22 protein-coding genes and 1 tRNA gene are annotated in these 23,127 nt (G+C 41.5%); 17 read left to right on the top strand and 6 right to left on the bottom strand.

Annotation, left to right across the window (positions count from 1 at the left end; genetic code table 11):
- The first annotated feature begins 59 nt into the window (after window positions 1-59).
- The gene (locus AAV90_RS00245) at window positions 60-1,460 is read left to right on the top strand and encodes an MFS transporter (protein ID WP_046494586.1); all 1,401 of its coding nucleotides are present in this window, start codon (window positions 60-62) and stop codon (window positions 1,458-1,460) included.
- 51 nt (window positions 1,461-1,511) lie between these two features.
- Here the strand turns inward: AAV90_RS00245 and AAV90_RS00240 are convergent, their stop codons facing one another.
- The 4 genes from AAV90_RS00240 to AAV90_RS00225 form a co-directional block, all read right to left on the bottom strand.
- Entirely contained in the window at window positions 1,512-2,282 is a 771-nt protein-coding gene (locus AAV90_RS00240; RefSeq protein ID WP_046494584.1) for an ADP-ribosylglycohydrolase family protein, read from the bottom strand.
- Window positions 2,283-2,295: 13 nt separating this feature from the next.
- Window positions 2,296-2,427, bottom strand: coding sequence for a hypothetical protein (locus tag AAV90_RS15555; RefSeq protein ID WP_278279286.1), 132 nt, complete (start codon window positions 2,425-2,427; stop codon window positions 2,296-2,298).
- Between the two features lie 153 nt (window positions 2,428-2,580).
- A complete protein-coding gene (locus AAV90_RS00230; protein WP_046494580.1) occupies window positions 2,581-4,464 on the bottom strand; it encodes an ABC transporter permease in 1,884 nt (627 codons plus the stop codon).
- Window positions 4,451-5,215 carry an ABC transporter ATP-binding protein gene (locus tag AAV90_RS00225; RefSeq protein WP_046494578.1) on the bottom strand — a complete coding sequence of 255 codons (765 nt, stop codon included), beginning with the start codon at window positions 5,213-5,215 and terminating at the stop codon, window positions 4,451-4,453. Before AAV90_RS00225 ends, AAV90_RS00230 begins: the two co-directional genes overlap by 14 nt.
- A gap of 255 nt (window positions 5,216-5,470) precedes the next feature.
- Between AAV90_RS00225 and AAV90_RS00220 the strand changes: the two genes are divergently transcribed.
- The 5 genes from AAV90_RS00220 to AAV90_RS00200 all read left to right on the top strand — a co-directional run bounded on the left by AAV90_RS00220 (window position 5,471) and on the right by AAV90_RS00200 (window position 10,073).
- Window positions 5,471-6,145, top strand: a complete 675-nt coding sequence (locus AAV90_RS00220; protein ID WP_046494576.1) for a response regulator transcription factor — start codon at window positions 5,471-5,473, stop codon at window positions 6,143-6,145.
- Window positions 6,142-7,182 carry a sensor histidine kinase gene (locus AAV90_RS00215; RefSeq protein ID WP_046494574.1) on the top strand — a complete coding sequence of 347 codons (1,041 nt, stop codon included), beginning with the start codon at window positions 6,142-6,144 and terminating at the stop codon, window positions 7,180-7,182. Before AAV90_RS00220 ends, AAV90_RS00215 begins: the two co-directional genes overlap by 4 nt.
- A 132-nt stretch (window positions 7,183-7,314) precedes the next feature.
- Window positions 7,315-7,845: a hypothetical protein gene (locus AAV90_RS00210; RefSeq protein WP_046494571.1), complete on the top strand. Its 531-nt coding sequence runs from the start codon at window positions 7,315-7,317 to the stop codon at window positions 7,843-7,845.
- A gap of 133 nt (window positions 7,846-7,978) precedes the next feature.
- Window positions 7,979-8,662: a response regulator transcription factor gene (locus AAV90_RS00205; protein WP_046494569.1), complete on the top strand. Its 684-nt coding sequence runs from the start codon at window positions 7,979-7,981 to the stop codon at window positions 8,660-8,662.
- Window positions 8,663-8,666: 4 nt separating this feature from the next.
- Window positions 8,667-10,073, top strand: coding sequence for a sensor histidine kinase (locus AAV90_RS00200; RefSeq protein ID WP_046494567.1), 1,407 nt, complete (start codon window positions 8,667-8,669; stop codon window positions 10,071-10,073).
- 48 nt (window positions 10,074-10,121) lie between these two features.
- Here AAV90_RS00200 and AAV90_RS00195 read toward each other — a convergent pair whose 3' ends face one another.
- Window positions 10,122-11,015, bottom strand: a complete 894-nt coding sequence (locus AAV90_RS00195) for an LCP family protein (protein WP_052729493.1) — start codon at window positions 11,013-11,015, stop codon at window positions 10,122-10,124.
- A 189-nt stretch (window positions 11,016-11,204) separates the two neighbouring features.
- Between AAV90_RS00195 and AAV90_RS00190 the strand changes: the two genes are divergently transcribed.
- Genes AAV90_RS00190 through AAV90_RS00175 form a run of 4 tightly spaced genes read left to right on the top strand, consistent with a single transcriptional unit; the run spans window position 11,205 to window position 14,264 of the window.
- Entirely contained in the window at window positions 11,205-11,582 is a 378-nt protein-coding gene (locus tag AAV90_RS00190) for a GntR family transcriptional regulator (protein ID WP_046494565.1), read from the top strand.
- On the top strand, window positions 11,579-12,274 hold the full coding sequence (locus AAV90_RS00185; RefSeq protein WP_046494562.1) for an ABC transporter ATP-binding protein: 696 nt from the start codon (window positions 11,579-11,581) through the stop codon (window positions 12,272-12,274). Before AAV90_RS00190 ends, AAV90_RS00185 begins: the two co-directional genes overlap by 4 nt.
- The gene (locus AAV90_RS00180) at window positions 12,264-13,052 is read left to right on the top strand and encodes a hypothetical protein (protein WP_046494560.1); all 789 of its coding nucleotides are present in this window, start codon (window positions 12,264-12,266) and stop codon (window positions 13,050-13,052) included. The genes AAV90_RS00185 and AAV90_RS00180 overlap by 11 nt, the downstream gene beginning before the upstream one ends.
- A gap of 57 nt (window positions 13,053-13,109) precedes the next feature.
- A complete protein-coding gene (locus AAV90_RS00175; protein ID WP_052729492.1) occupies window positions 13,110-14,264 on the top strand; it encodes a glycoside hydrolase family 130 protein in 1,155 nt (384 codons plus the stop codon).
- Between the two features lie 78 nt (window positions 14,265-14,342).
- Here the strand turns inward: AAV90_RS00175 and AAV90_RS00170 are convergent.
- Window positions 14,343-14,418, bottom strand: a tRNA-Trp gene (locus AAV90_RS00170).
- 278 nt (window positions 14,419-14,696) lie between these two features.
- Between AAV90_RS00170 and AAV90_RS00165 the strand changes: the two genes are divergently transcribed.
- The 7 genes from AAV90_RS00165 to AAV90_RS00135 all read left to right on the top strand — a co-directional run bounded on the left by AAV90_RS00165 (window position 14,697) and on the right by AAV90_RS00135 (window position 23,091).
- On the top strand, window positions 14,697-15,650 hold the full coding sequence (locus tag AAV90_RS00165) for a D-alanine--D-alanine ligase family protein (protein WP_046494692.1): 954 nt from the start codon (window positions 14,697-14,699) through the stop codon (window positions 15,648-15,650).
- Between the two features lie 70 nt (window positions 15,651-15,720).
- Window positions 15,721-16,023, top strand: coding sequence for a hypothetical protein (locus AAV90_RS00160; protein WP_046494558.1), 303 nt, complete (start codon window positions 15,721-15,723; stop codon window positions 16,021-16,023).
- A gap of 254 nt (window positions 16,024-16,277) precedes the next feature.
- Entirely contained in the window at window positions 16,278-17,357 is a 1,080-nt protein-coding gene (gene mqnE, locus AAV90_RS00155; RefSeq protein WP_046494556.1) for an aminofutalosine synthase MqnE, read from the top strand.
- A gap of 107 nt (window positions 17,358-17,464) precedes the next feature.
- The gene (locus tag AAV90_RS00150) at window positions 17,465-18,295 is read left to right on the top strand and encodes a menaquinone biosynthetic enzyme MqnA/MqnD family protein (protein WP_242847448.1); all 831 of its coding nucleotides are present in this window, start codon (window positions 17,465-17,467) and stop codon (window positions 18,293-18,295) included.
- A gap of 40 nt (window positions 18,296-18,335) precedes the next feature.
- Entirely contained in the window at window positions 18,336-19,403 is a 1,068-nt protein-coding gene (mqnC, locus tag AAV90_RS00145; RefSeq protein ID WP_242847447.1) for a cyclic dehypoxanthinyl futalosine synthase, read from the top strand.
- A 23-nt stretch (window positions 19,404-19,426) separates the two neighbouring features.
- Window positions 19,427-20,272 (top strand): phosphorylase family protein, encoded by an 846-nt coding sequence (locus tag AAV90_RS00140; protein WP_046494554.1) that lies wholly within the window; start codon window positions 19,427-19,429, stop codon window positions 20,270-20,272.
- A 59-nt stretch (window positions 20,273-20,331) separates the two neighbouring features.
- A complete protein-coding gene (locus AAV90_RS00135; protein ID WP_046494552.1) occupies window positions 20,332-23,091 on the top strand; it encodes a UPF0182 family membrane protein in 2,760 nt (919 codons plus the stop codon).
- Window positions 23,092-23,127: the final 36 nt, after the last annotated feature.

The following is a 23,127-nucleotide window of genomic DNA, read 5'->3' as shown; positions in this document are numbered from 1 at the left end:
GTAGATCATTGCACGGATATTGATTAGAAAATTAATTCATCCCGGCAAAGGAGACAGATATGCAACAGACCAAATCATTGGAAAGAATCGCTCTATTTGCAGTTATGACAACATCATTTATGGTGACGTTTATGGGGAGTTCAGTTAATTTAGCCATACCCTCCATGAGTGTCGATTATGGAAGCAATGCCGTAGTAAGCAGTTGGATTATTACCGCCTACTTGCTGTCTTCGGCTGTATTTCTGTTACCCCTGGGAAGAATAGCGGATATTAAGGGGCGGCGGCGCATTTATTTGCTGGGAACCGCTTTATATGCCGTTTTTACTTTTCTGGTGCCTTTTTCATCTACCATCGAAATATTGATTACCATGCGGGTATTACAAGGTATCAGCGCGGCTATGATATTCGGAACCGGTATGGCGATTCTAAGTGCCGTTTATCCACCTCAGCGCAGAGGCCGAGCTTTAGGGTTCAGTGTTTCAGTTACTTATTTAGGTTTATCATTGGGACCTGTTTTGGGGGGAATGATGAATCATTACCTGGGGTGGCAGAGTATTTTTTATGTAACTGGGTTATTAGGTCTTATAGCAGTGGCAGTTATCTCCACCCGACTAAAGGGAGAATGGGTGGGTTCACCAGGTGAGCGCTTGGACATACCGGGTAGTTTATTGTATATGACCGGCCTTTTGGCTTTACTGTATGGATTATCAGCGGTTAAGACTTCGCCCTGGTCAGGATATTTGATTTTAACTGGACTGATCGTAATGGCTTTATTTGTCTACTGGGAGTCAAAGATCAGCGAACCTGTCCTTAAAATAGAATTGTTTAAAAACAATCTGACTTTTACCATGTCCAATTTGGCAGCCCTGATAAATTATAGTGCTACTTTTGCCGTGACTTTCTTGCTTTCCATCTATCTGCAATTAGTAAGAGGCTACGATTCCCAAACTGCAGGTTTTATACTCTTGGCTCAACCCCTGGTTATGGCAATCCTGTCACCACTGGCCGGCACCTTATCAGACCGAGCCGAACCCGGCAAGGTTGCTTCCCTGGGAATGGCCTGCTCCGCACTAAGTCTGTTTTTCTTTATCTTCCTTAAAACCGATACTGCTCTAATTTTACTTATCGCCAACCTGATACTCGCTGGATTGGGCTTCGCGCTGTTTTCATCCCCCAATAACAATGCTATTATGGGCTCTGTACCGATGCGTTTATATGGAATCGCATCCTCCATTCTAGGTACCATGCGTTTGGTTGGGCAAGCCCTGAGCATGTCGGCTGTTACACTTATCATCGGTATTTTTATAGGGCAGGTTTCTTTAAATACTGCTCAACCGACCGCTATATTAACGACCATGCGGGTATCTTTTATTCTGTTCACAGTACTTTGTCTATTAGGAATTGCAGCTTCCCTTGCGCGGGGGAATGTTCATGAGGAAACTGCAAGCGCCAAAGAATAGACGCGTAAATCCGCGTTAGCCGCGTCTATTTTCTTGGCTTTACCGGCTGATTTATTGACCGAATCGGGCCGCAAAGCTATCCAGTATTTTTAACAGATCATCATCCAGGATAGTGCGAGCAGAATCAGTCATATGGGCAGGTATATCTTTATAATAAGCCTGGGCAATCCCACCGCTCATACAGGCAATCGTATCACTGTCTCCCCCCAGAGATATGGCCTTGCGAATGGCGTCTTCATAGTTTTCAGATTCCAGAAATGCCAATATGGCTTCCGGTACTGATCCCTGGCAGGTTACGTCAAATGAGTAACCTGGGCGTATATCATCCAGTTTTCGCTGTAAATTATAATCGAAACGAGTTTGAATTTCCCTCTTAATATCTTTTTTTTCTGCTCCCAGGCGGGCCATAAATATAGCCAAAGCAACCGCCTGCGCTCCTTTAATGCCTTCGGGATGATTATGGGTTACGGAAGCGAATTTTTCTGCTTCAGCCAGGACTTTCTCGACTGTATCATAGGCAAAACCCACCGGACTGATCCGCATAGCCGAACCATTACCATAACTGCGGTAGGGTTTGCGCTGCGTACTTTGCAGCCATAGAGCAAACCTATCCCCATACCCCGCCCGCGGATAGCGGCGACCATATTCCCAGATAGTCATGGCATAATCTTTATTGTGTAGTATTGCATCGGCTACAGCCACTGTCAACACAGTATCATCGGTAAAACGTGACCGGGGAGTAAAAAGCGAAAAATCCGTGGTCTTGGTATTGTTAAACTCATAAGCTGAGCCGATAATATCGCCGATTATTGCTCCCAGCATAATTAAACCTCCGTTATTCTTCGCTTTTTTTCATTATCTTGGAGATATCGTCAAGTTTATCGTAGATATTTGTCAAAATAATTATTAAAAACCCCAACATTATAAAGGTAACGATCTCCTGAGTGATAATTGAGATTATTCCCATAATAAATATCACAACAGTATTCCAGAGTGTACTATTGAAAAAATCCTTCATCATAATCCCCCTTAAAAATATACATCTGAAACATAATTATATCAAAGAAGTATACCAAGGAGGCCAATCAAATAACTAAATCCTGCCATTTTTTAAACCCAGTCAGTTTGACCATGAGATTTCCGAGTTTACAATACGGTTGTAGGAATGAACCGTCAATAGGTAATAGATGAGATAAATTAGTGTATAAACAGTGATCGTAATAAGCGTTGATTTTACCAGATCGGTTGCAATCATATTTGCTAGAGCCATAAGAGCTACCCAGCTGTGGGTGATTCCTACTATTAATGGGAAAAGGAAAACATAGAGCAATTGCTTGCGTATGGAGGCGAATATTTCCTTGCTGCTAACCCCGATGTTACGAAGGATTTGATAATTATGCCCTTCTTGCTGGGCTTCGTTTAACTGCCGGAAGTAGATGATGCTGCCGGTGGCCAGCAAGATTACCAGACCCAGAAAACCGCCGATGAACATCAGCATGCCCCGCATCTCCATATTGTAAATATACTCATGGTAATATGCATTCCAGGTATATTCAGGAAGTATTTTGCCAATTTCGGCGGTTAATTCCCGACTTTCCTTCTGATTTGCCACGATTAAGGCTTTCAGGGAATCAGGTTTTTCCAATTCTGTGAGCGTCGCGTAAGCTGCATCACTTAGGATCAAGGTGGTCCAGGTGTTGCTGTTATTGGTTAGCCTGTAGGGCAGACGGTCTATTGTATGGAATTCATGTCTTCCTTCTTTTTCGAGTTCAATTATGACCCCTTTATCCACCAAATCCTCCCTGAATTTAAAGTCGGGAAGAACCCAAACAGCGTCTTTTAACCCGGATATATCTACCTTTTTCCAGCCTTTAAGCTGAGCCAGTTCATTATAGTTGCTCTCAGAAATCAAACTGCATCTGGTATTAAAACCAGGTATACTTGCTTGTGCTGAAATAAAACTGATTTCTACCGAACCTAACAGCTGATTTTGGGGATATTTGGCCAAAGCCTGATTTACTTTATGATCCCGGTCAGGGTTATTCCAGTACACAAAACTAAAAGGATTATCGTTATTGATTTTATCCAGGGTATCCTGGTAAATCCCATAACCCATCCCCATAGCAGTTACAGCTGTGGCACTCAATATAGCGATGGTAGCCAGTATGGTCGCATTGCTTTTAATCCGGTAGAATAGATTGGTGGTACTGACCAAGTTCATTCCCCGGTAATACCGGGAAGTATTTTTTTTAAGAATCCTAATCACAAATACCATGGAGGTATGGAAGAGGCCATAGCTTCCTAGGATTACCGTAATCAGAACCGTGGGTGCATACAGGAAAAAGTTTTCATCCAACCGGAACGCCAAGATATAACCAGTTATGATCAATATAATGGAAAGCAGGGCCATAATAATTGAAGCTTTTGGTGCCGCTTCTCCTCTCTGTTCGGCACGGAATAAATCTACCAGTTTAAAACGGTAGATTAGACTGTAGGCGTACAGGGAGATGATAACAAATATCAGCAAAAAAACCCCACAGGTATTGTATATGGCCGGTAGGGATATGGCGAAACTAACCTGCACAAAATTCCCCATAAGTCTGAAAAAAAGCATAACAAAGAGTTTAGAGAACAAACTGCCCAAGATTATACCTATACCGAGGGCAGCTACGCCCATTACCAGATTTTCATAGAAAAGCATCCTGGCGACTTGCCGCTTCTTAAGTCCCAATAAAGAATAAAGCCCCACTTCTTTTTTTCTTTTGCGGATAAAAAATGAATTGGAATAGCCCATAAAGATTGCTGAGAAAACGGCCACGCTTATTGCCCCCAGTTTTAACATATACTTAGTAAGAACTCCTACCGTTTGGGCCACCTGTTCGTTATATTGAATAGACGTAAAAACATAGAAAACCACAATGCTGAAAACCATGGATAGAAAGTATAGGAAATAGTTTTGGAAGTTCTTCTTTATATTCCTGGCGGTAATGCTAAATAAGGTCACGGTTATCACCTCCCATGACAGCCAAAACATCAAGTATCTTTTGAAAAAACTCCTTGCGGGGGCCGGCTTTGACCAGTTCCGTAAATAAGCGGCCGTCTTTTATGAAAAGGATCCGTCTGCAGTAACTGGCGGCAAATGCATCATGGGTTACCAGCATGATGTTTACCCCATAGGTTTCATTTAAATCGCTTAAACACTGCAGAAGTTCGGCCGATGATTTTGAATCCAAAGCTCCGGTAGGTTCATCAGCCAGGATCAGGCTGGGTTTATGGATGATTGCTCGTGCGGCCGCCGCGCGTTGTTTTTGTCCCCCGGAAACTTCATAGGGGTACTTGTTTAAAACATCTTCAATTCCTAATAAAAGGGCTGTTTCGTATCCGCGTCGCTTAATTTCCGGGGCTTTCACATTTGCCAAAGCCAGGGGAAGGATAATGTTTTCCTGGATAGTCAGGGTATCCAAAAGATTAAAATCTTGAAAGATAAAACCCAGTTTATTGCGTCGAAAAGAGGCTAACTGCTCATCATTCATTCTGGCTAGTTCAATTCCATCGACCTTTATACTGCCGCTTGTAGGGCGGTCAATAGTGGCAACCAAATTTAACAGGGTGGTTTTTCCCGCCCCTGAAGGGCCCATAATGCCTACAAACTCACCCTCTTTGATGTCAAGATCAATGTTGTCAAGTGCGGGATACAAGGTTCCCCGGGAACCATAGACTTTTTTCAGATTTCTGACTTCTAAAACCGTATTCATCAAAGCTTCCTCCCGTTTAGATTACTCTGGCTATTATCATGGCATAATCAATTATAGGCTACCATTTAAAAAGCTAACAAAACCTAGCTGGTTTCTTACATTTTTGTAAGCCGGATGAAAGATACAGATATAGAATAATCTTAATTTTGCGGCGCAGGTTAGATATACTATAGGTTCATAGACCGGAAAAAGGAATGGTACAATAAAAACAAGGCTTAAGATTGTTTTTCATTATGCCCTGAATGGAGGCTGGCAATGTTTAAAATTATGATCGTGGAAGATGACCTTAAGTTAAGGGAAATAATTTTAGAAAATATTCGCAAATGGGGATTTGAAGGTTCGGCTGTTACTAATTTTACCGATGTCCTCAATCAGTTTCTAAAGTTTGAGCCGCATCTTCTGTTAATGGATATAAATCTGCCGTATTATGATGGTTTCTACTGGTGCGGGCGAATAAGGAGTATATCCAGGGTTCCGATTATTTTTATATCTTCCCGCGATAGCAATATGGATATTATTATGGCAATGAATATGGGCGGGGATGATTACATCCTAAAACCTTTTTCTTTAGAGGTTTTAATGGCAAAGATAAATGCCCTCCTGCGCAGAACCTATTCTTATACCGAAATCGAATCCGGGGTCTTGCAACACCAAGGCGTAATCCTGGATCTGAAGGATAATCATTTGGAATATAACCAGCAGGGAGTAGAACTTACTAAAAACGAATACAGGATTGCTTATATCCTAATGAAAAAATCCGGACAAATTGTCAGTCGGGATGAAATTATGCGAGGGCTATGGGAGGATGAAAGCTTCGTTGACGATAATACCTTAACGGTGAACATCAACCGTTTGCGGCGGAAACTTCGGGATATTGGCCTGCATGATTTTATCCAGACCAGGAAAGGGCAGGGGTATATTATTCCATGAAGATGAAGGAGTATCTGGCCGACCAGATTGGTTTGATCGTTTTTTACCTCTTGCTGATGGTCTTTATTACTGCGGTGATCTATCTCGACCCATCATTTAAAGTATGGACAAACAATATCATTTATCTTAATGTCGTGGCGCTGGTTCTTTTTTGCATGTATCTTCTGGGGTCTTATCTGATTAAAAAAGTGTATTATACGCAAGTGATCGATGCTATTCAAGGGGAGGAAGAAGAAATCATACATCGTTTGCCTGCAGCACGGAGTTATGAGCAAAAGTTATTTAGAATACTACTGCAAACTAATTATGACCAGCAGAACAGCAGAATAGAAAAAATCCTGGCCGATAAAAAAGACAACTTCGAATTCATATCCTCTTGGGTACATGAAATCAAAACTCCAATTGCGGTGAGTAAGCTAATAATAGAAAACAATACAGATAATACTAAAGATGAGATACTAAACAGCCTGGGAGAAGAAATAGACCGGATCGACCGTTTGGTAGAACAGGTTCTTTATTATTCAAAGGTAGATGATTTTTCACGGGATTATTTTATTCATGAATTAGATCTTTCTCTGCTGGTTAGCGAATGCGTAAAAAAACATGCCAAGATTTTTATTGCCAAGAAAATCCGAATTGAAATATATGATTTGGATATCATGGTAACTACCGACAGGAAATGGCTGCTCTTTATCCTTGACCAGATCCTTTTCAATGCCTTGAAATATACGGCCGAAAATGGGGTTATTAAAATTTTTGCCGCCAAAGATGAAGGGGAGAAAAGGCTTATGATTATGGATAACGGAATTGGTATACGGAATGAGGATTTGGAGAGGGTATTTGACCGTGGTTTTACGGGATATAATGGCAGGGAATTCAACAAATCAACGGGCATGGGATTATATCTGGCCAGGAGGCTGGCTCGTAAATTGGGACATGATATTTCCATAAATTCAGTCTACGGTGAATATACATGTATCATAATTCATTTTCCCAAACATATGGATTTTTTTAATGTTGCCAAACCCTGGAGGTAATGGCACAATGTGGGCGTTTTTCATTTCGATTTTGCCATCTTAACAATTTCTCCACATTTTTTTGATATTATCTAAAAAACTATTATGTATTATCTGTCTAGGTTAAAAAATAAAATAATTGGAGGTATGATCATGAAAAAAAGAGGATTAAATTTGATTGTGGCAGCTCTATCTTTACTGTTGTTGGTAGGTTTGGTTACCAGTGCATCAGCTGCCAACGGAACAGGCAATTCCCCAAATGGCCCTGAACGTACGGGAATCGTAGCGGGTCAAAAACAGAACCAGATTGCCCTTCGGGTTGTAGCTGATTTGACCGGTATGGATGCAGCAGACGTACGCAGCCTAAGACAGGAAGGAAAATCTCTGGCCGCCATTGCAAAATCCCAGGGAATCAGCGAGCAGACTTTAATTAATGAAATAACCGCCTCCAGAACCGCCACTCTTGATCAACTCAAGGCAGATAAAAAGATAACTGATGAACAGTATCAAAATTGCCTGACTAACATGCAGGCAAGAGTTAAAAGCAATATTGAACGCACCACTACCGGTCCTGGTAATGGTCAATACCAGAACAAAAGAATGGGCGGTATGGGACAGGGAATGGGGAAAGCCTGCGGGCAGAAAAGCGCCAACTGTCCATATGCAGAAAATGCTGCCAAGTAAAGCGCTATATCTTATATTGGGTACCCGTTATCAAAAATGGGTACCTTTGTTTTATTAGGGAATACAGTATTATGATGTTATAATTTTTACAAGTTTCCGCCAAATTGTTTTCAAGCCAATAAGGAGAAATGCCATGGAACTACTAATTTTGCTGGTTGAAGATGAAAAAAAACTCAGAGATATATTAGCTCAGCAAATCCGTCAGGAAGGCTGGAAGGTAGTCCCGGCTGCAAATGGCCTGGAGGCAATCCAGTTCTGGCAGGATATTAAACCAGATCTGGTGGTTCTGGATTTGATGCTGCCAGGCATATCAGGTTGGGAAGTACTAAAAAAGATTCGTCAAAAAGATAATACCCCTATCATTGTTCTGACTGCCCGGGCAGATGAAGTTGATAAATTATTAGGACTGGAACTGGGGGCTGACGACTATATGACCAAACCTTTTTCACCCCGGGAACTATGTGCAAGAATTAAGGCAGTGCTGCGTCGCGGCCGCTATGCGGAGCAAGTTACCAGTGTTACATTTAATAATTTGACAATTTACCCTGAGAAGTTGGAAGCTTCGATCGCGGATGTAAAACTCAACTTAACCTCCACGGAATATAAGATTCTTATGTTACTGGCGGAAAACCCCGGGCAAGTCTTCTCGCGGCTACATATTTTGGAAAGGGTATTTGGAGATATGTATGAGGGATATGAAAGAACCATAGATACGCATATCAGTAATCTCCGTCATAAAATAGATGCTACCCAGAAAAGCGAAATTATCATAAAAACCGTTTACGGTATAGGATACAAGTTGGTCGCAGGGGAATGATGGGATGAAAAAACCTGGTTTGGCTAATAGAATCACTTCAACAATGGTAGCGGTATCAATAATGGCGGTAATTATCACCAGTCTGACCATGTTGATTATGACCAGACAACAATTTTCGGCCTATATAAATAAATACGACCGGGCCATGCTGGAACAGTATGTACCGATAATAAGTGATTATTACCGCCTGTATGGAATTGAGGGATTGCAGGAATATCTGGAGTTTAAACCCAATAATAAAGGAAAAAGCAGGGGCAATGGCATGGGATGGTATCACCGTGGTCAGCAAATTCCTCTGGGTAAAATTCGGCCGGGGCAACGACTGATTGTGGCTGATACGAAAGGGATGGTCATGGCTGATACCCAAGGACTGCTGGTAGGACAGCCGCTTGAATTAGGCTCATGGCAGGCTAGCTCCCGCCCTTTGCAAATTGACAATAAACAGATAGGAACATTATATTTGATTAGTCCGCTCGGCTCGGGCCTGGCTTCAATGGAAAACGATTTTATTAATAAATTAACAGTTAGTACTAGTGTGCTGGCTCTGGGTATAGGCCTAATCGCACTACTACTGGGGCTACTGCTTGGTAAACGCATAAGTTTGCCGTTAGCTGATTTATCCTCTGCTATACATGAAGTAGCCCAGGGCAAACTCAATAAACGGATTGAACTTAAGGGGGATCAAGAGTTTTTAGAATTGGGGCGAGATTTTAATTGTATGGCTCAAAAGCTGGAGGATTATGATAGAAATAGACGCCGGCTGACTTTGGATATATCGCATGAATTACGTACACCGTTAACTCTGCTGCGGGGACAGTTGGAAGCAATGCAGAATAACAGTATTAATGCAACTCCAGAGAATGTTGCGCTGCTGCTGGATGAAGTGATACGCCTCACACGCCTCATCAAGGAATTGGAGGACTTATCACAAGTTGAAAATCAGGCAGTTGTTTTGCATTTATCTACTTTTTCAATTGAAGATTTGCTGGAGCGATTAAACCCGGTTGTTACAGCCATGCAGGAGACCGGGATTATTTTTACAATCAATGCCGATGATAATGTTAATGAGATTACTGCCGATTTTGACCGGGTTTTACAGATTCTGCTGAACTTATTATCCAATGCCATGCGACATGCAGGCCAAGAAGGAATGGTAAGTTTAACCATAAACCGCCAGGATAATAATCTGCAATTTGCCATAACAGATAATGGTTCAGGAATTTCCGCCGAAAATCTGCCCCACGTATTTGAACGCTTTTATCGCCTTGACGACAGCCGTAATCGCCTTGCAGGCGGAATGGGTCTGGGACTCTCTATTGCCAAAGGCTATGTCGAAGCCCACCAGGGAAAAATATGGGTCGAAAGCAAACCGGGTTTTGAAACTACTTTTTATTTTAGCTTACCCCAATAAAAAACTGAAATGTATAGCTGACGGGCTGGGTTTTTATCCCATTTGCCGTTACGGTTTTTCCTGTACTTTGTAACGGTGACCGTTTATAACTGACTTTATAACACTGGCCGCCACCTGGCGGTCTACGATCCAGTAGCTGGCTCCGCTGTGGCGGTCAATGTAATTGTAACCCGGCAAAGTTTGGGTGTAAGTATGGTTTGAGTTCAAAAGATATTCCATCTGACTTAAATAGAGCAGATCTTTAAAAGATAGATTGGTAGATATATTTTCCTCTAATTGAGGCAGAAGTGCGGGGATTTTCATGATAAATATCGGTTGAGACATACGTTCCATCAAAGCTTTAATAAGCTTTTGCTGGCGTTCAGTGCGACCCAGGTCAGCACTGGGAAAATTGCGAAAACGTACATATTTTAAAGCTTCCTTACCATTTAGATGCTGTCGGCCTTTGTGCAGGTATACATTTGATTGGGCACTGTATAGATTAATATCAACATCCATATCAACACCGCCCAATTGATCAATGATCTTCTCAAAACCTTTAAAATTTACGGTCATATAATAATCCACATCAATGTCCAGAAGTTGGCCCACTACTTCACAGGTTTTTTCCGGACCTTTATAAAAATTTATACTATTTATCTTATAGCTGCCTTTGATAGGGGCATCAAGTCTGGTATCGCGAGGTATCCAAAGCAGAACCCCTTTTTTTATGCTGGGATGTATACTTAGTAAAATGATCGTATCGCTGCGGGCAACTTTTTCCCCCGGACGGGCGTCAATCCCCAGCAAGAGAATGTTAATATCTTTGCCTCGATCAGCTTTTTTTTCGATGGATTCTGCGAAAAGCTGCTTATTAAACAAATAACTTTTATTAATTAATAAAAAAAACGAGGCAAACATCAAGAGTAGCAAGACGAGTGTCCTGCCTGACACTTTTTTCATATGCAAACCTCTTTCGATAGAAAACATCCTGTATTGATATTCTTATTCAAAAACATAGTCTGAAATGATTAAATCTACGTAAGCAAAAGAATTGCTCCATCGTTGTTTTATTAGTATTGACATAGAGAAATAAAGATAATATTATATTAGTGTACTATTGTCCTAGTGCACTAAAGGAGGTGGGCAAATGTGGAATTTAACAATTCTCAGCCTATTTATAAACAGATAATTGATGATTTTAAGAAAAAGCTTATCCGCGGGGAATTAAAGAAAGGGGATAAAATACCTTCCCAGCGGGAATATGCTGAACAGGTCAAGGTTAACCCCAATACTGTGCAGAGGGCATACCGGGAAATGGAGAGTATGAATATGGTAGAAACGTTACGAGGGCAGGGAACGTTTATCAGCATCTCCGCCGACCGGTTGGAGGAGATTAAAATGGAAATGGCAGTAAACCTGCTCGATTATTTTATAAGTGAAATGGAATCTCTGGGGTACAGCCGGGAGGATATTTTAAAAATACTTTCGCAAGAAAATACTAACCGAGAAGGAGAGGGCACATTATGATAGAGTTTAAAAATGTAAGTAAAAGTTTTGGCAGTACCATGGCCTTAAATGATGTCAGTCTAGTCTTTCCCCGCGGGAAAATAATCGGCTTGTTCGGACCTAACGGGGCAGGTAAATCAACCAGTATCAAACTCATTATGGGACTTAACCGTCCTGACCGGGGCGAAATTAGCGTAGATGGGGAAGACCCACAGAACAAGAAAAAGAATTTAGCATATTTGCCTGAAATAGACCATCTTTATTCCTGGATGAATATCGCTCAGGCCGCCGATTTTACCCGAACCTTTTATGATGATTGGGATGAGGGCAAATACCGGGATTTGATTAACTTCCTTAACCTACAGGAAGATATGAAGATTGCCAAGATTTCAAAAGGTCAGCGGGCTAAAGCCAAACTCCTTTTAACTGTATGCCGGCGGGCACCTTATCTGCTGATGGATGAACCTTTATCCGGCATCGACATATTAACTCGGGAAGAGATTATTAACACTTTGATTCGGGATTACCGCGAAGGTGAACAGACCATAATTATTTCCACCCATGAAATTGCCGAGGTGGAAAGTCTGGTAGATGAGGTGATTTTTCTGGATCAGGGAAAAGTTAAGCTAAGTGGTAACGCCGAAGATTTACGGATAGAAAGAAATATGTCCCTGGTGGAGTTAATGAAGGAGGCTTTTAGAAATGCAAACTAGTAGCCTGAAAAAATTTTTTAAGCTTTATAGCAAAGAAATGAGGGAACTTCGCCCGGAGATTTTAATAGTCCTGATAGCGACTCTGGTATTGGATCTGTTCTTTTATTTTAAGTTCCGCCAATATCCGGGTATGATTATCGTTCCTTCCATGATGATTCTGGGTTTAGTTGTACTGCTTCCGTTTATTTCCTCTTTTAAACTTCTGGGGCGGGAATGGAATTCCAATACTATTTACCTGCTCTTATCCTTGCCGGTAAAGGGAGGAAGTATTCTGGGCTCCAAACTGCTGGCTCTGCTCACCCAGTATTTTATTGGTACCGTTACGGTAACTGCGGGAGGCATTTTTTTGACGTTATTGATGTATCCCGAGCCAGGTTTGGCAGAAACCCTAAGACAGGCACAGGCCGCAGGAATAGATACCCGCATATCAACTATGCTCAGTTCCGGGGGATTGTTTTACCTGATGAGTCTGGCAGGAATGGCTTACTTAATCGCTATCAGCTTTTTCAGCCAGCTTTTAGGCAAAATGGTCACGCGTTTTTCCGGGGTGGTGACAGCCGGCAGTTTTTTAGCTACGTTTTGGCTGATGGGTAAACTAATGACCCCTATCTGGCACCAACTATTGACTAACTTCAGCCAGCTGCATATGAACCAATGTTATTTCAGTGTGGCTGCTTTCAATAAGTTGATAGGTATAAATACGCTGGTCATACTCGCAGGCACATTAATAGTGTATATAGCTGCAGTACTGCTATATAATCATAAAATTGAATTGTAATGATAATCATAAATTATTATCAGGACTAAAACGACTGATTATTGAAGGAGATTAAAAATGGGCTGCAGGCAAGCGCAGGTTAACTGGAATGGATTTGAGGGAACGGTAACGATTAACGAACCGGTTTTACGTTACCCGGGCAACCCGATTTTAACATGCCATGACGTTAATGAAATATGGGGTAATGATGCGCGTTTATATACCTATACGGTTCATAATGCCGGAATGGCTGAGGTAACCGGTGTTCATGGCCAGAAACAAATTATAATGTTATTTCGTTCCCACATTGCCGATGGTCGCAGCTTAATAGGAAAAGCTGTAAGCGACAATGGCTTAGATGGTTGGAAGGTAGACCCTCAGCCATTTTTATTGCCTGCTACGGGGAATGATCTGTTCGCTGCAGGTATCGATATTGCCTCTATTATCGAGTCTGAAGCCGGCGGCGTGGAAGATGTTCGCGTCAATCCTGTTGGGGGTGGCTGGTATGTATTGACTTACAGTGCCTACCACGAAGAAATTACTGACAGGGTCAAGGCAATGGTGGCCGTAACCAAGGATTTTAAGGAAATTGTTCGCTATGGTTTCATATCTAAACAAGATATGCGCAACGTAGTTATTTTTCCTGAACCCGATAATAATACCTGGTTAGCTTTGCTGCGGCCCAATGACAAAAACAGGGAAAATCTTGGTTTCGGCCATATTGGCGGCTTATTTACTGAAATATATACCGGTTTAGCGCCAAGTCCTACCGGACCATGGGAAATCGGAAAAGTAATCATGAGAAGCGGTCATGGGCCGGGTGCATTCCAGGTTAAGATCGGTCCGGGCGCTCCGCCTATTAAGACTCGCTATGGTTGGCTTAATGTTTTTCATGGAGTCCGTTCCACCATGGATGGTAATCCTTATACCTTAGGGGTGGCATTTCATGACCTGGACGATCCATTAAATCCTAAAAAACTGCGCATTAGTGCCAAACCGTTATTAATGCCCGGTGCAAGTGATTGTGTAGTAAGGAAAACTGATTATGTTCATGTTCCTAATGTAGTTTTTAGCTGTGGGGCACTAATTGGAGGGGATGATACGGTAGCAATATATTACGGTGGCAATGATACGGTCATGAATGTCGGTCTGGCAAATATTCAGATTTTAGATGAAATGTGCAGCATTTTCCCCCTGCACCCTTTAACAGGTAAACACCTTTATTCTTTATAATGCCAACAGTGGGAGATTGTCCAGTTATATAAATATAAAAAACCGGATATTTAAAATTCCGGTTTTTCTTGCTTTATATGGCAGGGGAGACAGGAATCGAACCCGCAGCCCTCGGTTTTGGAGACCGATGCTCTGCCAATTGAGCTACTCCCCTTTATTTGCTGAGCGCTTCAGCGAAGTTAATTTTATCATAGAAATAACTTTGATTCAAGATGCTATTTAGTCTGTCCTTAGCCAAGCATTTTTATAAGGCTGCAATAAACCAGCAAGTAAGTCAAACTGGCAGCATATATACTAGAAAACATATTAAAGTGCTGGTTGAATATGCAACCGTTTCGCTGTAGACTTTTAGTATTGATTTTTATTTACGAGTGCATTAGGTATTCGTGACCTATGCAAACGCTTGAGCCAACTGTTAGATTGTTTTTTATAATGGAAGAGGTGGTGGAAATATTGTCCAAAGAAAGAATACTGGTACTAATGGGCGGCACTTCCGCAGAGAGGGAGGTCTCATTACGGAGCGGAAAAGCTGTATTAAGTGCATTATTGACATTAGGTTATCCAGCTTATGCGCTGGATTATAATCATAGTGCAATTGACCAAATCCTCATCGATAAACCTGATCTGGTTTTTTTGGCACTACATGGTCAAAACGGAGAAGACGGCACCGTACAGGGTTTGCTGGATAGCTTGGATATTGCATACACCGGCTCCGGTTTGACCAGCAGTGTTCTATGTATGGATAAGGTGCTCAGTAAAAAGCTGTTTAAATATGAGGGAATCCCCACTGCGGGCTATAAGATACTGAAGAAAAAAGATTTAATTGATTCAGACGCAATTCATACCCTTAAAGAAGAAATCGGGCTGCCGATGGTCATTAAAGCAGCTACTCAAGGCTCCAGTATTGGGACGTATATTGTGCGTAATGAAGAAGATATCTTAAGTGCAATTAATAACGCATTTTTATATAGCCACGAAGTATTGGCCGAAGAATTTATCGATGGCAAAGAGCTAACCGTAGCACTGCTTGGCAATGAACAGCCGGAAGTATTGCCGATAATAGAAATTACTTCCCAAAACGAATTCTATGATTACGAATCAAAATATACACAGGGTATGTTTGAACATATTATTCCCGCAAGAATTGACAGGATCAGTGAGGAAAACATAATTAATATCAGTAAGCAGGTATATGAGCTCATGAATTGCAAAGGTTTCGCACGTATAGATTTTATGTTGGATAAGAATGGATATCCCTATGTGCTGGAAGTTAACACCATACCCGGCATGACGGAATTGAGTCTGGTTCCTGATGCAGCTCGAGCAGCCGGCATGAGTTTTGAAGAGCTGGTAGAAAGGATTGTGCGTTTAGCACTCAAAAAATAGCTATAAAAAAAGGATATTGACTGCTGGCAACGAAATTATAACCCAATAATAGACCAAAAGAGGTTTGCACATGACAAATTTTCTGCCGGCGGGAATTATAAATGAAACAATCAGTGACATTAATCAAAAAGCCAGAGAATTAAAACAGCATCTGGCTGATAACAAGCTGGACGAACTAAGAAAAGCACTGGATGAACTAGAAGAAATGGCCTTGGAATTATGGGTTTTTATTGAAAGATTTCAGTGCGAACCACTGTTATATACCGGACAGGGCAAAACCGAAGAAGTGATTAAGCGTCTGGAATGGGCTTTGGCATTTACTGAGGAAGATTTTGAGCAGCTTTTAAAATCAGCAAATAAGAAGAAAACTTAATTAAGCCAATAATAAGATGCCGTATATATTTTTATAGGCATCTTTTCAATGTTTATTGACTTTTTAAACCCTAAACATATGTTTAAAGTGTAAACATATGTTGGATATTGACGTCATGGGTAAAAATCAACTATCGATTAGAATAATTCAATTATTATATTCTAAACATTTGTTTAGAATATTGTCAAAGATACGGTTTTTCTTGGTGTAAGCAAAAGTTTAGATATTTATTAAAATGTTTAGGGAGAGCTGTGATGGATAGAAAGATGCTGGAAATAGCTGATAAGGTTAAAAACGACATTAGATTAAGCCGTGAAGATGGATTGTATCTTTATAGCTGTCATGATTTATTGTCCATTGGTGAATTAGCTCGCTATAAGAAGTTAAAGGTGTCAGGAGATAATATCTTTTTTAATGTGAATCGTCATATAAACCTAAGCAATATCTGTGTATCAAAATGTCAGTTTTGTGCCTTTGGATTGGAAAAAAACGAGTCGACTGCCTATTTGATGACAACCGATCAGGCTTTTGAGTACGGTGCCCAGGCAGTTAATTTGGGAATTACCGAATTTCATATTGTTAGTGCTCTACATCCGGACATGCCTTTTGATTACTATGTAGAAGTTATTAAAAGGTTACATGACGCCTATCCGCATATTCATATTCAAGCCTTTACCGGAGTTGAAATTCATTATTTTGCGCAGATTACGGGATTATCCCATAGGGAAATCCTGCAGGCTTTAAAAGAGGCAGGTTTGGGTTCAATGCCGGGTGGGGGAGCGGAAATACTAAATGATAACATACGTAATCGATTATGTCCCAATAAGGCGAGGAGCGATGAGTGGCTAAATGTCCATCGAACGGCCCATCAGTTAGGTATTAAGACGAATTGCACCATGCTTTACGGGCATGTGGAGACATTTAGTGATCGTATCGATCATCTGATTAGTCTCCGGACACTGCAGGATCAAGATCCCGGCTTTCAATCTTTTATCCCGCTGCCTTTTTTGCCGGACAATACCCGTCTTAGTAATCTAAAAAGAACCACTGCATTGGACGATATCAAAACCATGGCAATCTCACGGTTGATGTTGGATAATATCGAACATATTAAGGCCTTTTGGGTGATGCTGGGCATTGATGTGGCCCAACTGTCTTTTAACTTTGGCGCTGATGATATTGACGGTACAGTAGTTGAGGAGAAGATCATGCATGCCGCGGGTGCTGCTACCAAAAAAGGAATAACTAAGGCTGAATTAATAAGCTTGGTCAAAGAAGCCGGTTTTGTCCCGGTAGAACGGGATACTCTATATAATATTATCAAGGAATACTAACTGATTCAGGAAAATTAAAATTAAAAGTTAAAAGGTTAGGATTCTTTAATTATATATTACTTTGTATTTAAGCCCGTTAATAAATTTTGTGATCGAGGTGTTGGCTAATGATGCGTCCTCGGGTAGGGCATATTCAGTTTATTAACTGTTTCCCGCTTTTTTATGGTTTAATTGAAAAGAAGTTTTTATTGGAAGTAGATCTGATCAAGGGCAATCCCACTGATTTAAATCGTATGCTCATGGAAAATATTCTTGATTTGGCTCCGATTCCTTCGATCGCCTACGCGCGCAACTACAAGGACTATATCCTTATGCCTGATATATCCATCAGTGCTGATGGTGAAGTAAAAAGCATATACCTGTTTTCCAAATTACCGATAGAGGACTTGGACGGTAAAAAGATAGCACTAAGCAATATATCTGCTACTTCGGTGGCTTTGCTGCGAATCATAATGGCGAAAAAATACCGTAGTTTTCCAGACTATTTTACTTCTGCCCCTGAACTGGGGGCAATGTTAATGGAAGCGGAGGCCGCATTGCTGATCGGTGATGATGCTTTGCGGGCAAAATATAACCAGGATAAGCGTTTGTATGTATATGATCTGGGGCGAGAATGGAAAGATTATAGTAATTTGCCGATGGTCTTTGCGGTATGGGCCATACGCAAGGAATATGCCGATAAAAATCGGGAACAGATAATAAACATTCGGGATGCTTTTATCGATTCGATTCGTTACAGTTTGGACAATATTCAGGCCTGTGCGCACAAGGCTGCGCAGTGGGAGGAGTTTGCCGATGATTACCTGGTTGATTATTTCCGCAGTCTGCGTTTTGATTTTGATGAGACCAAACGTGAGGGGTTGCTAAAGTATTACAAAGAAGCCCAGAAACTAGGACTAATCGATGAAGTACCCCCCATAGATATTTTAGAGATTTAAGCGATACAAACCGGGTGTTATAATTGGGGGTACGGGTCTTGTGAGTACGAATTTGATCTTAAACAGGATATTAGATGGCCGGCGTATGACTGAGGATGATTTTATCCAGCTTTATGAACAGGGAGATCTGCTGGCGATTGCTGGGGCTGCCAATACGATACGTGACCGTCTATATCCTGATAATACGATTACCTATGTTATTGACCGCAATATCAACTATACTAATATTTGTTCCTGTGGCTGCCGATTTTGTGCTTTCTACAGACAAAAAGGTGACCCGGATGCCTATGTGATGAATGAAAAAACGCTGCTTAAGAAAATTGACGAGGCGGTTGAGTTGGGCGCAACCCAGGTGATGATTCAGGGAGGCTTAAATGAAGAACTTAAGCTTGATTATTATATAAAAATGTTTGCATCCATCAAATCCAGATACGATATAACGATTCATTCCCTCACCGCTCCGGAAATATATTTTATTGCCCAAAATTCTGATTTGAGCATAAAAGATACATTGCACAGGCTTAAGGCTGCCGGACTTGATTCACTGCCCGGAGGGGGAGCTGAAATATTGCATGATGCAGTACGTTCACAAATCAGCCCCCAAAAAATAAACAGTGCTCAATGGCTTGAAGTGATGCACCAGGCTCATGAAATTGGTTTAGAAAGTACCGCTACCATGATGATGGGGAGTGTGGATAACATATACCATCGTCTGGAACACCTGCGCAAAATTCGCGATCTGCAGGATGAAACCGGCGGTTTTCGGGCTTTCATTTCCTGGACATATCAACCGGGCAATACAAAATTGGCCGGCGCAAAATTCTCATCTTTAAAGTATTTAAGATTTTTGGCTTTGTCCCGGCTTTACCTGGACAATATTGCGCATATTCAGGGTTCCTGGGTTACCCAGGGAAAAGGAATCGGTCAGATGACCCTTTTCTTTGGCGCAGATGATTTAGGTAGTGTTATGATTGAAGAGAACGTAGTAAGAGCAACCGGGGTTGCTCATAATATGTTAGAAGAAGAAATCATTAGCCTTATAGCTCAAACGGGTAAGATACCTGCCCAAAGGAATACCCGCTATGAAATATTGAAATTGTACAATTAAAACGATTAGGGGGTACCATTATAATGAACATACCGCCATGTAAGTTCGCCTTAATCGGGGGTTCTAGTACCCTGAGCCTGCAGGTGCCGGAAGATTTAGGGCTTGACTACGCAGAAACGCAATCCAGCGAAATGGTTTTTTCTACCCCCTTTGGCCCCAGTCCTGAGTTTAAACTCTTTACTATTGTTAGTGACGAGGGAAAACGGGATGTGCTGACCTGTCGCATGCATGGCTGGCGTCAGGGGGTTAGCCGCGCTGATGCCTCCCGCCAAATTTTCTGGGTGTTTAAACAGGCCGGGGTTAAGTTTATTTTGGCTGAGGGGGGAGTAGGTGCCGTTAATCACCTTTTACGCCCTCGGGATCTCGTTATACCTAATGATTACCTGGACTTTTCCATGCGCAAGGATGTTGGCCTGGAAAATCGCCATTTACTGATTATGCGTGAAGCCATCTGTCCCGACCTTAGAAACATATGTATTGACGTCTGTGATGAGAAATGGGGAGGACGGGTATTTGAACGCAGTATTTACGCCAACACAGATGGCCGCCATTTTGAAAGCCCGGCCGAGGTAAATATGTTCAGACTGGCAGGAGCGGATGTTGTTGGTCAGAGTATCTGTCCTGAGGTATATCTGGCCCGTGAGATTGGGGCCTGTTATGCCGGTGTTTACCTAGTGGTAAATTATGCCGAGGGGGTGGTCAGCCCCTGGCGGCATGATGAATTGGCTGCTATCTTTTATAGTGAAGGCTATGAATTAGGCAGAATATTATTAGAATGCCTGCGTAGATTTCCCGATGATAAAAGCTGTCAATGCGCTGATTTGCGCAAGGATACCCTGCTTACCGATATCTATACAGAAACCACTTGAATAAGGAGGTTGTAAGTTTTTCCAAGGCTTTTGACTAATATAAAATTGGGGGGACATATATGGACAATAAAAAATCGAATCGCAGTTTAAAAAAATTACTTATTTTCCTGCTAATACTGGTTGCCCTAGCCCTGTTTTCTCATTTCTATATAGACTGGTTATGGTTTTCATCATTAGATTTTCAGAGTATTTTTGCTACCACTATAATTAGTAAAATTGTCTTATACGTAGTTGTTTTTCTTTTTGCATTCTTGTTTATTTGGCTCAATCTGCAGTTAACCAGAAAATACAAAAATACTAATAAGCGTCCCACGCAAACAGATGATGGACAGGAAATCATTTACCTCCACGAGGAAATATCCAGTTGGACTCGTTTTCTGGAGGGCAAGGCTTCACGCTGGGTTTACATTATTATCAGCCTGTTTCTGGCCTATGTTGTAAGTTCAACCCTCACCGATCAGTGGATAGTAGTTCAACAGTTTATCAATAAAGTACCATTTGGAAAGGTTGACCCAATATTTAACAAGGACCTGGGGTTTTATTTCTTTAATCTGACCTTCTACAAGTTAGTTTACAGAACCCTGATGATAACCCTGGTTCTTACCCTTATAACCGTTTCAGTGCTCTATATGGCCGGTGCGACTGCCGAACTGTTTGCCTTGGACTGGAAAAAATTTACCTTGGCCAAGAGTCACGTAGCGGTTTTATTAGCCAGCATTTTTGCCCTTAAAGCCTGGGGCTATCAAATGGCAGCCTATGGAGTCCTCACATCTTCCCACGGGGTAGTATTTGGTGCTACCTATACGGATATAAATGCCCGCCTGCTGGCCTACAAGGTACTGATGCTGGTTGCTCTGCTGGTAGCAATAATGATCGTCATCAATATATTTGTCAAGCGTGTCAATTGGATATTATATAGCATCGGAACCTGGTTGCTTGTCAGTATTATTTTGGGAGGGATTTACCCCGGTCTGATGCAAAAATTTATCGTGCAGCCGGATGAATTTAACAAGGAGAAACCTTACCTGCAAACGGCTATTAAAATGACCCGTGAGGCCTATGAACTAAATGAGGTTGACAATCGGGAATTCAAGATTGACTATAATCTTACCATGGAAGATATAAACAATAATCGTCCTACCGTTGATAATATACGTCTGTGGGACTGGGAGCCGTTGAAGGATACCTATAAAAACCTTCAGGAATTACGTCCATATTACACTTTTAACGATGTAGATATTGATCGTTACGTTATAGACGGACGTTATCAGCAGGTTATGCTCTCAGCGCGGGAGATGGAAGACATTTATGAAAGTCCGGGCATGTCTCCGGCAGCTAAGACTTGGATTAATCAGCGGCTCATGTATACTCATGGCTACGGGCTAGTAATGAGTCCGGTTACCGAAATTGCCCAGGAAGGTTTTCCTCATTTCTATATGAAAGATATTCCCCCGCAATTTTCTACTGATCTAAAGATAAAAAAACCTGGTATATATTTTGGGGAAAAAACCGACAACTATGTCCTGGTCAACGCCAAACAGAAGGAATTTGATTATCCCATGGGTGCGGAAAATGTCTATACCAATTATGAAGGCAACAGAGGCATAAAGATAAATTCCATCGCGCGGCGCCTGTTACTTAGCTGGGAACTTAAAGATTATAAAATGATTTTTGCCAGCAACATTACGAATGACAGCCAAGTATTGATGAACCGCAATATAATTGATCGAACCCAAAAAATAGCCCCTTACCTGGCTTATGACAATGATCCTTATATCGTTATCGGCGATGATGGCAAGCTTTATTGGATGATGGATGCCTATACTTATGGCAACAAATACCCATACTCCCAACCCTTTGATGATAACGGCAACAACTATATTCGTAATTCAGTAAAGATCATTTGTGATGCCTATACGGGAGAGTTAAGCTTCTATGTGGCCAATACAAATGATCCCATTATAAAGACATACCAGAAAATTTTCCCCCGGCTGTATAAAGATATCGAAAAGATGCCGGAAGATCTTAAAGCCCATATCCGTTATCCAGAAGACATGTTCAGTATACAGGCTGAGATATACCGCAACTTCCATATCAGTGATCCCTGGGTATTTTATAATAAAGAGGACAGTTGGGTACTGCCCAATGAAATAGTGGAAGGCAAGGAAACTATTCTAAAACCTTATTACATCATTATGCGCCTGCCGGGTGAGGCAAAAGAGGAATATATATTGATGCTGCCTTATACACCTAATGGCAGAAACAATATGATTGCTTGGATGTGTGCCCGGATGGATGGAGATAATTACGGTAAAAAACTGGTTTATCGCTTCCCCAAACAGGAAACGGTTTACGGCCCGATGCAGATAGAGTCCCGCATAAACCAAAATCCGGAAATATCCAGCCAACTGGCCTTGTGGAATCGAGGAGGTTCAAGTACTTATCGAGGTAATATTCTGGTTATACCTATCAATAACTCCATACTATACATCGAGCCGCTATATTTACAGGCTCAGGCCAGCAAAATGCCGGAATTAAAACGGGTCATAGCAGCGTACGGCAATACGGTAGTTATGGAAGAAAATTTAGAAAATGCTTTGGTTAAAATATTTGGGGGTCAACTTAACAAACCCCAGGAACCACCTGAAGAACCCAGTGGGGATACTGCCTTTGACCAAACCCAATTAACCAAACTAGCCCGTAAATACTATGACCAGGCTAACCAGGCCCTAAAACAGGGAGATTGGGCCGGTTACGGAGAAAACTTAAAAAAACTCAATGATGTTATCAAAGAGATGGAAAAACACCTGGAACAATAACGAACAAACCTAAAAGGTCTGCTTATTACAGCAGAC

This window comes from Syntrophomonas zehnderi OL-4, from assembly GCF_000983115.1.
Classification (GTDB): Bacteria; Bacillota; Syntrophomonadia; order Syntrophomonadales; family Syntrophomonadaceae; genus Syntrophomonas_B; species Syntrophomonas_B zehnderi.
The sequence above is the reverse complement of the archived record's forward strand: the minus strand, read 5'-3'. Positions and strand labels throughout refer to the sequence as shown.